The 14,786-nt window shown below is 74.7% G+C and carries 10 protein-coding genes; 8 read left to right on the top strand and 2 right to left on the bottom strand.

Annotation, left to right across the window (positions count from 1 at the left end; all coding sequences use genetic code 11):
• Positions 1-24 precede the first annotated feature (24 nt).
• Positions 25-2,871 (bottom strand): AAA family ATPase, encoded by a 2,847-nt coding sequence (locus tag ACIA5F_RS09730; RefSeq protein ID WP_399351034.1) that lies wholly within the window; start codon positions 2,869-2,871, stop codon positions 25-27.
• 261 nt (positions 2,872-3,132) lie between these two features.
• On the opposite strand from ACIA5F_RS09730, the gene ACIA5F_RS09735 reads away from it, so the two are divergent.
• From ACIA5F_RS09735 to ACIA5F_RS09745, 3 genes are all read left to right on the top strand, one after another.
• Complete coding sequence (locus ACIA5F_RS09735; protein ID WP_399351036.1) at positions 3,133-3,810, top strand: LuxR C-terminal-related transcriptional regulator; 678 nt, start codon at positions 3,133-3,135, stop codon at positions 3,808-3,810.
• A 211-nt stretch (positions 3,811-4,021) separates the two neighbouring features.
• Positions 4,022-4,690, top strand: a complete 669-nt coding sequence (locus tag ACIA5F_RS09740) for a DUF4255 domain-containing protein (RefSeq protein ID WP_399351038.1) — start codon at positions 4,022-4,024, stop codon at positions 4,688-4,690.
• Between the two features lie 40 nt (positions 4,691-4,730).
• Positions 4,731-6,965, top strand: coding sequence for an ATP-binding protein (locus tag ACIA5F_RS09745; RefSeq protein ID WP_399351040.1), 2,235 nt, complete (start codon positions 4,731-4,733; stop codon positions 6,963-6,965).
• Between the two features lie 52 nt (positions 6,966-7,017).
• Here ACIA5F_RS09745 and ACIA5F_RS09750 read toward each other — a convergent pair whose 3' ends face one another.
• The gene (locus tag ACIA5F_RS09750) at positions 7,018-8,439 is read right to left on the bottom strand and encodes an RICIN domain-containing protein (RefSeq protein ID WP_399351042.1); all 1,422 of its coding nucleotides are present in this window, start codon (positions 8,437-8,439) and stop codon (positions 7,018-7,020) included.
• 389 nt (positions 8,440-8,828) lie between these two features.
• Here ACIA5F_RS09750 and ACIA5F_RS09755 point away from each other — a divergent pair, with 389 nt between their 5' ends.
• The 5 genes from ACIA5F_RS09755 to ACIA5F_RS09775 all read left to right on the top strand — a co-directional run bounded on the left by ACIA5F_RS09755 (position 8,829) and on the right by ACIA5F_RS09775 (position 14,768).
• Positions 8,829-10,511 carry a phage tail sheath subtilisin-like domain-containing protein gene (locus ACIA5F_RS09755; RefSeq protein WP_399351044.1) on the top strand — a complete coding sequence of 561 codons (1,683 nt, stop codon included), beginning with the start codon at positions 8,829-8,831 and terminating at the stop codon, positions 10,509-10,511.
• Positions 10,512-10,654: 143 nt separating this feature from the next.
• Entirely contained in the window at positions 10,655-11,098 is a 444-nt protein-coding gene (locus ACIA5F_RS09760; protein ID WP_399351046.1) for a phage tail protein, read from the top strand.
• Positions 11,095-11,628, top strand: coding sequence for a hypothetical protein (locus tag ACIA5F_RS09765; RefSeq protein ID WP_399351048.1), 534 nt, complete (start codon positions 11,095-11,097; stop codon positions 11,626-11,628). Before ACIA5F_RS09760 ends, ACIA5F_RS09765 begins: the two co-directional genes overlap by 4 nt.
• Positions 11,625-11,780, top strand: a complete 156-nt coding sequence (locus ACIA5F_RS09770; protein ID WP_399351050.1) for a DUF6760 family protein — start codon at positions 11,625-11,627, stop codon at positions 11,778-11,780. Before ACIA5F_RS09765 ends, ACIA5F_RS09770 begins: the two co-directional genes overlap by 4 nt.
• A 2,088-nt stretch (positions 11,781-13,868) precedes the next feature.
• The gene (locus ACIA5F_RS09775; protein ID WP_399351052.1) at positions 13,869-14,768 is read left to right on the top strand and encodes a hypothetical protein; all 900 of its coding nucleotides are present in this window, start codon (positions 13,869-13,871) and stop codon (positions 14,766-14,768) included.
• Positions 14,769-14,786 lie beyond the last annotated feature (18 nt).

The following is a 14,786-nucleotide window of genomic DNA, read 5'->3' on the forward strand; positions in this document are numbered from 1 at the left end:
CACCCGTTCCACCGGTCCTCCCCGTCATCCTTCCTCGCCCAGCGCGGCCTTCAGCTCGGCCCGCCGCCGTATCCCCAGCTTGCGGTAGCTGTGCGTGAGGTGGGTCTCCACCGTGCGGCGTGCCAGGTGCAGGAGCGCCGATATCTCCGCGTTCGTACGCCCCTCCGCGGCCAGCCGGGCGATCCGGTGCTCGCTGCCGGTCAGCGCGTCCCTGCCGGTGCGGGCCGCGGCCCGCCGGCCGCCGCTCTTGCGCAGCGCCGCCTCGGCGAGCGCCAGCAGCCGCAGCGCGCCGAGGCCTTCGGCACGTTCGGCGGCTTCCCGCAGGCCCTTCCGGGCGTGGGCCGCGTTACCGGCGGCGGCCGACTGGCGGCTCAGCGAGATCAACGCCGACACCAGCTCCGTACCGGTCGGCGCGGTGCGCAGCAGCCGTACCGCGTCCTCGGCCAGTTCCAGTCCGCGCCGGCCACCGGTCGCGGCGGCGAGGACGCCCAGGGCGCGGCCCACCGTGCGCGGGGTGCCCCAGACGCGGGCCAGTTCCAGTTCGCGTTCCGCGAGCGCGAGCGCCTCTCGGGGGAGGCCGAGCGCGAGCCGGCACTCCGCGGCGGCCGACCGCCACGGGGTGACCAGCGGGCCGACCACCTCGTGGGCCGACTGGCGGCGACCGCACTCCAGGAAGTCGTGCAGCGCCCCGGCCGGATCACCGGCGGCCAGCCGCTGGGCGCCCCGGGCATACAGGAACCGGTGCACCTCCCAGGAGTCCGGCGCCTCCCGCAGGTCGAAACCCGCCGCGAGCGCGGCGGCCTCCGGGCCGCGACCGGTCTCCACCAGCGCGATCAACACGTGGGCCCGCGCGTCACGGGGGCCGCCGCCCCCCACCGGCGGGACCGGGGCGGCCAGCAGCGACGCGTAGTCGGCGCGGGCGGCGGCCGTGCCGGCGCGGATGTCGAGGAGCATCTGGCGCATCGGGTCCAGCAGGCCGGGACGCTGGTGGGCCAGCGCGCGTTCGGCCAGCCGCTCGGCCTCGTCGAGCTCGTCGGCCCACTGGGCGAGGGCGGCGGCCGTGCCCACCAGGAACGGATAGGTGAGCGGGTCGGCCGGTCCGGCGAGCAGCGCGCGGACGCGGTCCGTCGCTTCACGGGCCGAGAGCAGACCGGCGGCGGCGGCGTGCCGCACCAGCAGCGCGCGGCCCGCCGCACCGACCCGTTCGGGGGAGTGCCGGGCCGTGTGCGACAGCCGCTGGTACACCTCCTGCCGCACCTCCCCGTCGTGGTCGGCGAGGAGCGCGGACGCGGTCCACAGGGCGGGGACCAGATCGGGGCGGTCGCCGAGTTCCCCGCCGACCGCGCGCAGCAGCTCGACCGCCGTCCGGGTGCGACCCCGGCCGGTGAGCGCGGTGCTGAGGGCGAGGGCCGCCCGGACCCGGTCCTGCGGCGCGCCGCGCAGCCGCAGCGCCTCGGTGAGGCGGGGTATCCCGGCGGAGTCGTGCCGTCCCGCGTACTCCAGCGAGCCGAGTTCGGTCAGCAGGCGCTGCCGGAGGCCTTCGGACAGCGGTTCGTCCAGGGCCCGGCGCAGGAACGCGACCGTGTCCCCGGCGCGGCCCTCGTGCAGCGCCGCCGTCGCCGCGTCCTGGAGCAGCAACGGCGCCCACGGCGCTCCGACGGGGTCCGCCGACAGCAACTGCCGTGCCACCGCGTCCGTGGCCGCGCCGCGCCGCAGCATCGCCTCGGCGGCGCCCCGGTGCGCCGCGCGCCGCCGGGCCGCCGGCACACAGGTGAGGACGGCGTCCCGCAGCAGCGGATGCGCGTAACGGGGGCGCCCGGTGGGCGAGGTCCGCAGCAGCCCGAGCCCGGTGGCCGCGGTGAGCCATCCGGCCACGCGGGCCAGATCGGTTCCGGAGAGGTCGGCGAGCAGCCCGGCCAGCTCCTCGGCGCGATCGAGCGAGTGGGCCGCGCGGGCCGCGCGGGCCTCACGGGCCGGGCGGTCCATGAGGGTGCGTGCCCGAGCGGTGCACCCGTCCCCGGCGAGGCCCCCGTCCCGCGGGCGGCTCCGCTCCCGGGCCCACCCTTCCTCCAGCACCGCCAGGGCGCGGGCCACCTCCGTCGTGGCCGGGCCGGCGCTCTCCAGCCACCAGGCGACGGCCTCCGGGTACGTCCCCGGATACAGCGCCGCCGACGTGTCCGGTACGGCGCTGTGGTCGCCCTTCGCGAGGTCGTCGAGGAGGGCCCGCAACAGCAGCGGGCTGCCCGCGCCGGCCCGTACGCAGTCCTCGACCCAGGCGTCGGCCGCCCCCGGGAACGCGTCCAGCACCCACCGCGCCGCCGCCGCCGGGGCGAGCGGGACGAGGGTGTGGGTGCGCACCAGGGCGGGGGCCAGGGTGTGGGCGAGGCCGCGCGTCGCCGGGTCGACGTCGTACTGGCTGCGCTCGGTGACCACCAGCAGGACCGGCAGCCGGTCCAGTTGCCGGGCGGACTCCACCAGCCAGCGGTGCGAGGCCGGGTCGGCCAGGTGGGCGTCGTCCACGGCGATCAGCAGCGGCCGTTTCCCGGCACAGGTGCGCAGCTTCCGCCACAGCCGTGCCGCGGTGGCCCGCTCGTCGCCGTCCACCGTGACATCGATGTCGTGCGGGAGCGGATCGAGGAGTTGCAGCACGGCGGCGAACGGGACCGTCGCGTCGGCCGGGGAGCAGCGGGCGCGCAGCACCCGCGTCCCCTGCTCGGCCGCGGCGTGCGCGGCGGCCTCCAGGACCGTGGTGCGGCCGGTTCCGGTGGCGCCGCGCAGCAGCACCAGCCGGCCCTTGCCGGACCGGGCCCGGGACGCCTCCCGCGCCAGCAGCGCCAGGGCGTGCCGGAGGTCAGGGGCCGGTCGGGACATGGCCTGCCTCCTTGAACGGACATGGAGCCGGCGGTGCCGGACCGGTGGCGTCGTGGTGGTCGTCCAGGATCTGGTGGCCGTCCACCGGAGCCCGTGGCCGTCCACCGGATCTCGTGGTGTGTGTCGTGGTGCTCCACGATTGTCCCGGTCCCGCGCGGCACGGGAGCGTGTTCCGGACATGCCGGTCATCGAATCGCCGGGCCTCTCGGCGCTGGCGGGCTCGTCAACGCCGGTGACGGGCTCGTGGACATGGGGGAACGGTTGCCCAGCACATTGCGGACCACGCACTCCGGTGCGGCCGACGCCCCGGCTACCGCCGGACGGATACCGGTGGTGGTGCACGCCCCGGACCCGATCTCCCGGGAGGGCGCGCTCAGCCAGCTCCGCCGCCACCCGGAGATCACCCTCCGCGAGGAGAGCGACACCGGGCCCGGCACGGTGGCCCTGCTCATCAGCGACACCCTCGACGACCTCACCCTCACCCGGCTGCGCCGACTGGTGCGCAGCGAGGGCGCCCGGGCCGTGCTGGTGGTGACGCTGCTACGGGGGAACGAGCTGCTCGACGCCATCGAATGCGGGGTGGGCGCGATCGTGTGGCGGCACGAGGCCACCGAACACAAACTGGTGCAGGCCGTGCTCGCCTCCGCGCGCGGGGACGGCGACCTCCCCGCCGATCTGCTGGGACGGCTCATCGACCAGGTGGGGACCCTGCACCGCAGCGCCACCGGCGGCGCCGGCACCCCCGCCCAGGGGCTGACCCAGCGCGAGGTGGACGTGTTGCGGCTGGTGGCCGAGGGCCTGGACACCGGTGAGATCGCCGGCAAGCTCTCCTACTCCGAACGCACCGTCAAGAACGTGATGCACGGGCTGACCACCCGGCTCCACCTGCGCAACCGGGCGCACGCCGTGGCCCATGCCTTGCGGGAAGGCTACATCTGACCGGACGGGCACCGTCACCGTCACCGGGGGCAGCGCGGTCTGCCCCGGCGGGACTGTGGACGGCGCGCCGCGGCGAGGCAGGATGACGGACGACCGCGGGACGACGACGGACGACCGCTGGGCGACCGCGGGACGGCATGACGACCGCAGGCGCCGAGAAGCCGGTCGCGGGTCAGAAGCCGGTCGCGGGTCCCAGGGAGTGAGCACGGAAGTGATCCACGAAGTGGACCAGGTGGTGAAGGGACTGCTCAGCGGCGGTGCGCTGGCCGGGTCGGGCATAGACGTCTCCTTCGAGGCCCCGACCCGCGACTGGGCGGCCCGCCGCAACGGGCCCGTGATCAACGCCTATCTGTACGACATCCGGGAGGACGTCAACCGGCGCCAGCGCGGGCACGTCGCGGTGCGGGACGAGCGGGACGTGGTCGTCAAGCGCCGCCAGCCGCCGCGCTGGTTCCGGCTCTCCTATCTGGTGACCTCGTGGACGACCCGCCCCGAGGACGAACATCGGCTGATTTCTGCCGTGCTGGCGACGCTCATCCCCCGTGAACTCCTCACCCCCCGCGAACTCCCCGGATCACTGCGGGCCCTGGGGCTGTCGGTGCCGATCTCGGTGGCAGGCGTGCAGACCGAGGCCCGTTCGCTGGCGGAGATCTGGTCCGCGCTCGGCGGCGAACTCAAACCGTCCCTCGACGTCGCGGTGACCGCGCCCTTCCCGGCCTACCCCGAGTACGACGCCGGACCGCCGGTCACCGAGGGGGCCGTGGTCCGCACCCGGAGCATCGACGACCCGCACCGCACCGACCAGGAACGCGCCCACCGGCCGCACCAGGTGACAGCGGCCAAGGAGGCGCGCCGCCGGGGCCCGCACCACGGCGGATGACGACGAACGACCTGCCGCATGACGACGAACGGCCCCACAGATGACCCCGGACGACTCCACGGCCGACTCCACGGCCGACGACGAACGGCCCGCGCCCGGCACGACCGGGCACACCCGCACCACCCCCCTCCTCACCCTCCTCGCCCGCCTCCGCGACCGCGCCGCCGAACTCGTCGAGCGGCGGTCCACGGAGGACCCCACCGCCGACGACCCGCTCCGGGGCCTGCACCTCTCGCAGGAGGCCGTCCGGCACCTGCTCGGGCGGGACACGGGCGCCACGAGCGGCGGGGAGACGGCCGGAGCGGGCGCCGGTGTCGTGGCCGAGGCGGGCGGCGGGGCCGGTCGCCTCACCGAGCTGGCCGGCCGGTTCGGGCTCACCCCCCTCGACGTCACCTTCCTGCTCATCGCCCTCGCCCCCGACCTCGACCGCACCTTCGAGCCGCTGTACGGATACCTCAACGACGACGTCGGCCGACGCCGCGCCACCGTCGGGCTCGCCCTCGACCTGTGCGGGCGCCCGGCCCACCACGCAGAGGCCCGCGCCCGGTTCCATCCCGCCGCCCCGCTGGGCGCGCTCGGCCTGCTCACCGTCGAGGAACCCGAACACCCCTTCCTCAGCCGGTCGCTGCGGGTCCCGGACCGGATCGTCGCCCATCTGCTGGGCGACGACACCCCGGCCCCGTCCCTCGCCGGGCACCTGCGCGAGCCGACCGACGGGGAGAGCGACGACCACGGCGGCGAGGCGTCCGACGAGCACACGGGAGACGAGCACGCGGGAGACGAGCACACCGGATTCGTCGCACGCCTCGCCGCGCGGATCACGGACGGCCCACCGCACCACATCTACCTCCGTGAACGCAGGGAGGGCGACGGCGCCGCCTGCGTTGCGTCCGCGCTGCGCACCGCAGGCATGGGCGCCCTGTACTTCGCGGGCCCCGACGAGCTCGTACCGGACCTCCTGCGCGAGGCCAGGCTCGACGGCCGCGCGGTGGTCGTGACCGCGCTGCCGGACCGCCCCGCGGCGCTCGTGCGCTCGTTGACCACCGCCACGGACGTCACCGTGCTGATCACCGCACCCCGCCCCTACGATCCGCACTGGTGCGACACCGATCCGCTGGTCCTGGAAGCGCCCGCGCGACGTGCCGGGTCGGTGGCCACCTGGGCGCACGCCCTCTCCACGCCCGCTGCCCCGCCCGTGTCCCCCGCTCCCTCTGTTTCTCCTGTTCCCTCGCTCCCGGTGCCCGAGGGTCCTCCCGGCTTCGACCTCGCCGCCACCGTCGCCCCGTACCACCTCGGCGGCGAGCGCATCACCCGCGCGGCCCGGGCCGCGAGAGCACTCGCGGCCTTCGACGGCGCCCCGCTGACCGCCGCCCATCTGCGGCTCGGCGCCCGCCAGCAGTCCGCGTCGGGCCTGGAGCAGCACACCCGACGTATCCGCCCGGCGGTGGACTGGCGGGACCTGGTGCTGCCCGAACGGCCCCTGACCCAGTTGCACGAACTGGCCCTGCGCGCCCGTCACCGCGACCGCGTCCTCGGGGAGTGGCGGCTGAGCGCCGGCGGCGGCCGGGGCCGGGGCGTGATCGGCCTCTTCGCCGGCGAGTCCGGCACCGGCAAAACGCTGGCCGCCGAGGTCGTCGCCGCCGAACTCGGCCTGGACCTGTACGTGGTGCAGCTGTCGTCCGTCGTGGACAAGTACGTCGGCGAGACCGAGAAGAACCTGGAACGGATCTTCTCCGAGGCCGACCGCACCGATGCCGTGCTGCTCTTCGACGAGGCCGACGCCGTCTTCGGCCGACGCTCCGAGGTGAAGGACGCCCACGACCGGTACGCCAACCTGGAGAGCGCCTACCTCCTCCAGCGCCTGGAGACGTTCGACGGCATCGCCCTGCTCACCACCAACCTGCGGGCCAACATCGACGAGGCGTTCACCCGCCGCCTCGACCTCGTCGTCGACTTCCCGTTCCCGGACGCAGGGCAGCGGCTCGCACTGTGGCGGCACGGACTGGCCCACGTTCCGAGCGACGGAGGAACCGGAGACGACGGGCGCGACGGGGGCGACGGAACGGGCGGAGGCGCGGGCGGCACGGGAATCGGACTGGAGCCGCTGGCCGACCAGTTCGAGCTGGCCGGCGGCGCCATCCGCAGCGCCGTCGTGACCGCCGCCTACCTCGCCGCCGGACGTGACGGCCTGGTCACGGCGGCGGACCTGCTGGAAGGCGCCCGGCGCGAGTACCGCAAGGCGGGACGCCTGGTGCCGGGAGAGGGCGCCTGGTAGCCGACGGCGCCCGGACCGTCCCGCCTCCGGGGCGGTCCGGGCGGGCGCCCGGTCAGCCCGCCCCCGGGTGGACGATCAGCCACTCCTGGTCGTCGTCGTTGACGCAGTCGAAGAGGGTGAGCCGGGTGCCGTTGGTGCCGGTGCGCGAGCCGAACACGTCCAGGCACTTGTTGTTGCTGGCGTAGTTGCGGATCCAGTAGGCGCCGCTGTCCTGCCGGTCGAGCCACCACAGTTGGTTGTCGGCGGTCGTACCGTCGCACGTGTACTCGGCGATCTCGGTCCGGGGCGGCTGCGCCCCGTAGTCGGGCAGGTCCAGGCAGAGCTGGTCCTTGACGTTGCGGATCTGGAAGAGGGGCTGCCCGCCCGGCCCCTGCTTCGGGTACCGCACCTCCAGGTCCCACAGCTGGTTGTCGCGGGAGGTGCCGTCGCAGGTGTACTGCTCGATGGGGCCGGCGAGCTTGCCCTTGTCGTAGTAGGGGATGTCGACGCACTTCTTCGTGACGAGGTTGCGCAACAGCACGTTGCGTGCCGGGACGACGGCCTCGGGCTCCGCCGGGGCGCCGCTCTTGTCCGGGGTGCCGCCTTTGCCCTGGCCGGTGTTGCCGGAGCCCGCCGGTGGTTGCGGGGAGGCGCTCGGCCCGGGTGCCGGGGTGGACGGGGCCGGGGGAGGGAGGGAGGGGCTGGGGGCGATGGCGCCCACTTCGGCCTTCTGTATCTGTTCGGTCGCGGCGGTACGGACCTGGGGTTTGTAGGCGAGCCAGAGCATGACGAAGACGACGGCGAGGGCGACGAGGGTGCCGAAGAGGGTGGCGAGCCACCCGGGCAGGAAGCCGCGCTGGACGTACGTCCCCTCGACGGACAGCGGCTCGACGCCGGAGCGCTGGACGGAGAGGGTGTAGGGGTGGCGCTCCGCCGATCCGAACCAGATGGTCCGGCGGGGTGTGAGGGTCGCCTCGACGAAGGCGGCCCGCCCCGGCTCGATCTGGACGTTGCGGGGGGTCAGGTCGTAGCTCACCTGGTCCCCGTCGTCGCCGCTGTGGATGGAGGCGGTGAGTTTGGTGTTGCCGAGGTTGTCGACGGCGAGGCGGGGCCGCCCCCGGAAGCGGCCGGCGACGGTGGGCGGCACCAGCTCGGCCCGTACCTCGGTGAAGGGGGTGACGGTGAGGTTGCCCTCCGGGACGGTGACGGCCTGCGGGTGTTCGGTGGGTGTGATGCGGACGGCGTAGGGGTTGGGGCCCGCGGTGGCGTCCGGGGTGCGGGGCGGGGCGAAGGTCAGCTCGACCGTGCCGGTGGTGCCGGGGTAGAGCCGCAGGGTCTGCGGCTCCACCGTCGTCCAGGGCGCGACCGGCCCCACGGGTTCGAACCGGTAGGCGTCGACGACGTCACCGGTGTTGCGCAGGCGTAGCCGCACACGGGTCGAACCACCGGGGTCGACGGTGGCGGACGAGGGTTCCAGGGAGGTCCACAGGCTCACGTCGTGACGTTAACGGTGCCCGGAGCGGCGGGGGAGGCAACGGCGGGCAGCGCACGACGGGACGGGGGCACGGAAGGAGGGCCCGGCGGGGCAGGGACGCTGCCCCCGGGTACCCCGTCCGCCCGCCCCCTGCCGGTGTCCTCCCCGCCCTCTCCCCGTCCTCTCCCCGTCCTCTCCCCGTCCTCTCCCCGCCCTCTCCCTGTCCTCTTCCCGCTCCCTCCCTGCCCCTTCCGGTTGCCGCCTCCGCCGCTCCCCCCTCCGCGACGGCGGCCGGCTGCCCCTGAGGGCAGGGGGAGTGCCCCCGTACAGGTACGGGGGGACGTTTCGGCGCGTACGACTCGGGCGTGAGGGTGGAGGCGTCCCTGTTCCGCACTTGAGGAGAGCCGCGCATGCCGTCCTACCTGTCGCCCGGCGTCTACGTCGAGGAGGTGGCCAGCGGCTCCCGCCCCATCGAAGGGGTGGGCACCTCGGTGGCGGCCTTCGTGGGCCTGGCCCCGCGCGGCCCCCTGAACGAGCCGACCCTGGTGACCAACTGGACGCAGTACGTCGCGGCCTTCGGCGAGTTCACCGACGGGTACTACCTCGCGCACTCCGTCTACGGCTTCTTCAACAACGGCGGCACGGCCGCGTACGTGGTCCGGGTCGGCGGCGCCGCAACGATCGGCGCCGGAACCACAGGCTCCGGAACCATCGGCTCCGCGACGGCCGGGTCCGTCACGGCCGGGTCCCCCTCCGGCGCCTCCGCTTCCGTGCCGGGTGCTCCGCAGGCGCGGGCCGCGCTCCCCACGGGAGAGCCGCGGCAGCTCGGCGCGTTCGCGGTGAGCGCCCTGGCCCCCGCCGAGCCGCTCGCCGGGGAGCTGAGCGTCGAGGTGGCCGACCCGGAGGGCGAGGGCCCGGCGGAGCGGTTCCGGCTGCTCGTCAAGGACGACGGCCGGACCGTCGAGACCTTCGACGTGACCGCGAAGAAGGGCAGCCGCAACTACGTGGTCACCCGGGTCAAGGAGGGCTCCACGCGCATCTCGGTGACCGAGGTGGCGCCCGCCGCCCCACTGGCCCGCCCCGACAACCAGACCGTCGCGCTCGCCGTGCCGCCCACCGCGCCGGCCGGGGGGCCGGGCGCGCCGGACGGCCCGCCCGCGCCGGTCGGGGAGAGGGACACGCACCCCGGCCCCGCCCAGTACCTCGGCGACTCCGCCGACCGCACCGGTTTCGGCGGCCTGGAGGCCGTCGACGAGGTGTCCATGGTGATGGTGCCCGACCTGATGGCCGCCTACCAGCACGGCGCGATCGACCTGGAGGCCGTCAAGGCCGTCCAGCTCGGTCTGATCGCCCACTGCGAGCTGATGGGCGACCGGGTCGCCATCATCGACCCGCCGCCCGGCCTGTCCGCCCGCCAGGTACGGGTCTGGAGGCAGGAGACGGCCGGCTACGACTCCAAGTTCGCGGCCCTGTACTACCCGTGGATCAAGACCTTCGACCCGGCGTCCGGCCGCTCCCGGCTGATTCCGCCGTCCGGCCACGTGGCCGGTGTCTGGGCCCGCAACGACGCCGAACGCGGGGTCCACAAGGCCCCCGCCAACGAGGTCGTCCGCGGCGCGGTCGACCTGGAACTCCAGATCACCCGGGGCGAGCAGGACCTCCTCAACCCGATCGGCGTGAACTGCATCCGCGCCTTCCCCGGCCGCGGCATCCGCGTCTGGGGCGCCCGCACCCTCTCCTCCGACCCGGCGTGGCGCTACCTCAACATCCGCCGGTACTTCAACTACCTGGAGGAGTCGATCCTGATCGGCACCCAGTGGGTCGTCTTCGAACCGAACGACCACAACCTCTGGGCCCGCATCCGCCGCAACATCTCGGCGTTCCTGGTCAACGAGTGGCGCGGCGGCGCCCTGTTCGGCCAGCGGCCCGAGGAGGCGTACTACGTCAAGTGCGACGAGGAGACCAACCCGCCGGAGTCGGTGGACGTCGGCCGTGTCGTCTGCGAGATCGGCATCGCGCCGGTCAAGCCCGCCGAGTTCGTGATCTTCCGGCTGGCCCAGTTCTCCAGCGGCACCGGTGAGCTACAGGAATGACCGGCGCGTTCCGGCGCTTCGCCCCCCGCCGCCCCGGCGCTTCGCCCCCCGCCGCCCCGCCGCCCCGCCGCCCCGCCGCCCCGCCGCCCCGCCGCACCCCGTCGACAGCACGCCACCGTGAGAAGGACAGGTAGGAGCAGCACATGAGTCTTCAGCAGGGTGACGCCCTCACCTCACACAATTTCGGCCTCCAGATCGACGGCGTGATGATCGAGTACCTCGCCGAGGTCACCGGCCTCACCATGGAGCAGGACGTCATCACCTACCAGCAGAACACCCCGGACGGGAAGAACCACGTACGCAACCTGCCGGGCGTGAAGAAGAACGGCACCTGCACGGTCATCCGGGGCATGACCCAGTCCGCGTCGTTCACGGAGTGGATCAACGAGTCGATCAACGGCCAGATGGCCACCGCCCGCAAGAACGCCACCATCATCATGATGGACTTCGAGAACAACCCGGTGAAGCGGTACAACCTGCGCAGCGCCTGGTGCAGCAAGGTCGACGCCAGCACGTTGAAGGCGGGCGAGGCGTCCGCGCTGACCGAGACGGTGACCATCACCTTCGAAGAACTGGTCATCGAGTGAGGCGTCGCTCGGCCGCGTCGCCCCTCGTACGGCAGCAGGAACAGCCGCAGGGTCAGCAGTGGGACCAACAGCGGGACCAGGCCCCGTCCGGTCCGTTCCCCCCGGACCGGACGGACGCGGCCCCGGCCCCCGTCCCGCAACCACCCCCGCAGCAGCGGCAGTTGCGTACGGAGTTCGACTTCCAGCTACCGCGCGGGTACGTCGACGGTCAGGGCGTCGTCCACCAGGACGGCACCATGCGGCTGTCGACCGCCCGCGACGAGCTGATCCCGCTGCGGGACGTCCGGGTGCAGGAGAACCCGGCGTACCTGTCGGTGGTCCTGCTGGGCCGGGTCATCACACGACTGGGCACGCTGCCGAGCGTCCACGACGGGATCGTGGAGCACATGTTCGCCTCCGACCTGGCGTTCCTCCAGGACTTCTACCGCCAGATCAACGCGGAGGGCCACACCCGGGCGGCGGTGTCCTGCCCGCACTGCTCGGAGCCCTTCGAGGTGGAGCTCGGCGGGAGCCGCCTGGGGGAATCGTGACGTACGCGACCGACCGGCTGCACGAGGAGATCGCGTACGTCGCCTACCACTTCCACTGGAGCCTGGAGGAGATCCTGGACCTGGAACACGCCGACCGGCGCCGCTGCACGACCGAGATCGCGTCCTTGGTGACGCGGGCCGCGGAGGGCTGACGGATGGGCTTCTGGGACCGGATGCGAAGGCGCCGGGGCGACGTGACGACGCCTTTGACGGCGGGTACGAAGGGTACGGGTACGAAGGGTACGGGTACGGCGGGTACGGGTACGGCGGAGGTGGCAGGGGTGGCGGCGGTGGCGGCCCCCTCGGGGACCGCTGCGCCCTCGGCGCCGGTGGCCGCCGCGGCCTGGCCGGGGCTGCCGCCGATCCAGCGTGCCGTGGGGGAGAGCGGGGCGCCGGTCGCCGACGCGTCCTTCTCGCGTCGCCTGCCGACCTGGCAGAACCCGTCGTTCACGGCCGCACGCGCGCACACGGTCCTGGACGGCCCGTCGAGCGCCTCCCTGGCCGGGACCGCGCCGGCCTCGGGCGCGGGCGGTGCGTTCTCCGGTCTGGAGCACCCGCTCAACGCCCTGCCGGTCGCAGGAGCGACGGCCGGCCGGCTGCCGGTGGTGCCGCTGCGGTCACGGGGCCCGGAGACGGGCATGGGGACGGGCATGAGCATGGGCATGGGCCCGGGTGTCGCATCAGGTTCGGGTACGGCCCCCGGGGCGCGGCCCGGTTCGGTGACGGTGTCCCGTGCGACGGTGCCCGTACAGCGATTGGCCCTGTCCGGTACGGGCGGGCCGGTGGCTCGGGGTGCCGGAAGCCGGGGTGCCGGAAGCGGGAGCGTACGGGGGAACGGGCCCGGCGGCGTGGCCGGGGCGCGAGGCGCGGTGGGGGCAGGCCCGGTGAGGCGCACCCTGAAGCCGGTACCCGCGCCCGTGCAGGCGTCCCCGCGCGGGGACACGTCGGCGCCCGTGCCCGGAGTCGCAACGGGGCCCTGGCTGACGGCTCGGGCCGTGCCCCCGACGGACACGAAGCCCCCGACGGGCGCGAACGAGCGAACTCCACTGCTCCGGACCACCCGGCCGATCCACCCCGTCCAGCGCGCCCAGCCGGTCCAACGGGCGGCTGAGCCCGGGGCCGCGGCATCGGCCCCGACCCCGGCGCCGTCCGCGCCCTCAACGGTCCCGGCACCGTCGTCTGCCTCTGCCTCTGCCTCTGCCTCTGTCCCTGTTCCTGTTCCTGCCTCTACGTCTACGTCTGTCTCGGGTCCGGGTCCTGGTCCGGAGCGGTCGGGCGCGGCGGACCGGCCGCGTCCCTCGTCGGGCCCGGCGGAGGACACGCTTCCCCCTGCTTCGGTGCGTTCGGGAGCGAAGGCGCCCGGCGCGGCACCATCAGCTGCGGCCTCGACTGTGTCCCCAGCCGCGCCTGTGGCCATGGCGCCGTCCCCGTCACGTCCGTCGACGGGGACGGAACCGGCGGCAGAAGCATCCCCCGTACCCATGTCGTCCCCGCGTGGGCAGATCCCACCGGTTCAGCGGGCGGCGAGGCCGTCGCAGGGGGCCGCGTCGGCGACAGGTGCACCGGCCCGACCCGTTCAGCGGGCGGTCGAGCCGCCCGAGGACACGGCACCCCGTACGACCGCCGTCCCTCCGACGGCTCCACGGCGCGCCGCGTCCGTCGAACCGCAGGTTCCGTCCGTGCGACGCGCCGTCGAGCCACAGACCGTGACCCGGGCCACAGATCTCGCCGAGCCCCCCGCCGTCTCCGTGCTTCCCGTTTCCTTGCCCCCTGCCTCCGTGGCTTCACCTCCTTCACCGTCTTCGCTTCCTTCACCTCCTTCGCCCGCGAACCCGTCGGCCCCCCGTACGAAGCCGGGCCCCGAGACCTCCTCGGTCCAGCGGGCGACGACCACGTCACCCGTGAAACCCTCTCCGCCGTCCGCGCGTCCCGCCCCGGCTCCCGCCCCGCTTCCCGCGCCGGGTATCCGCGTCACCCCCGTGGCCCCCGCGCCTCCTGCCACCCGGCGGAGTCCGCTGACCAGGGCCCCGGAGATCACCTCGTCCTCCCCGGCCGTCCAGCGGCGGACCCTGCCGGTCGCCCCGCGCACCCCCGCGCCACCGGCCCCGGTCGCCCGGGGCACGCAGACGGGCGGCCCGTCAGCGGAGCACTCCGCCCCCTCGGCGTCATCCGGCGCTCCCCGATCGGCGAACGGTACGGCGACACCGGCATCGGCATTGACGACGGTGACATCACCGTCGATGCCGCCGCCCACGGCACCGGCGGTCACGACAGCGCCGCCGTCCGCGTCCGCAACGCAGCCGGTCCAGCGCGCGGCCCTCCAGCACACCAGCACCAGCACCAGCAGCACCACCCCGACCACCGGCCTCCCTGGCCTCCCCAGCGACCCCCAGCCTCCCGTCCAGCAACGGACACCGGCGCCCGGGGTGACCGTGAAGCCCGGGGTGACCGTGCCGGCCGGGGGTACCCGTCCCACGCCCGCGTCGCCGCCCCCGCGTCCCCGCCGCGTCGGCCTGGGCGCGCCCCTCGTCTCCGGTCCGGTTCCGCCCCCCGGACCGGCCGCCCCTCGTCCCGCCCCGCCCGTCCAGCGGGCCGCCGCCAGGGGCCGCACCTCCCTGGGTGCTCCCGTCACCGCACCCCCGGCCGGCACCGCCCCCCTGCGGGCCCCTGCCACCGGTACCCCCGACGCCCGGCTCGTCGCCCTCCACCGTCCGGCCTCCCGCCCGGCCCTCCCCGTCGCCCCCCTCACCCTCCCCGCGGCCCCCACCCCCACGCCCCTCCCGGTCTCCGCCCCCGTCACCGTCCAGCGGGACGCCGCCGTCCCCACCGGCCCACCCCCGTCCCCGTTCCCGGCCCCGGTCCTCTCGGCCTCCCGATCCCCCTCGGGACCCGAACCCGGTCCGGGTCCCGGTGAACTCCCCGCCAACACCAACGAAGAGGCCGTGGGCACCTCGAACTCCACCGATCCCCCCAGCTACGAGGAATCGGTCCCCGACGGCGGGTTCGACCCCGGAAAGCTCACCGAATACCAGATCGACGGCCTGGTGCACCGGATCATCGACCGCGTCACCCGGCACGTCCGTACCGAACTCCGCCGCGACCGCGAACGCGTGGGCAAGCTGCGCGACTCCCGGTACTGACTGACTGACTGGCTGACA

Source organism: Streptomyces sp. NPDC051567, assembly GCF_044454165.1.
In the GTDB taxonomy this organism is placed as follows: Bacteria; Actinomycetota; Actinomycetes; order Streptomycetales; family Streptomycetaceae; genus Streptomyces.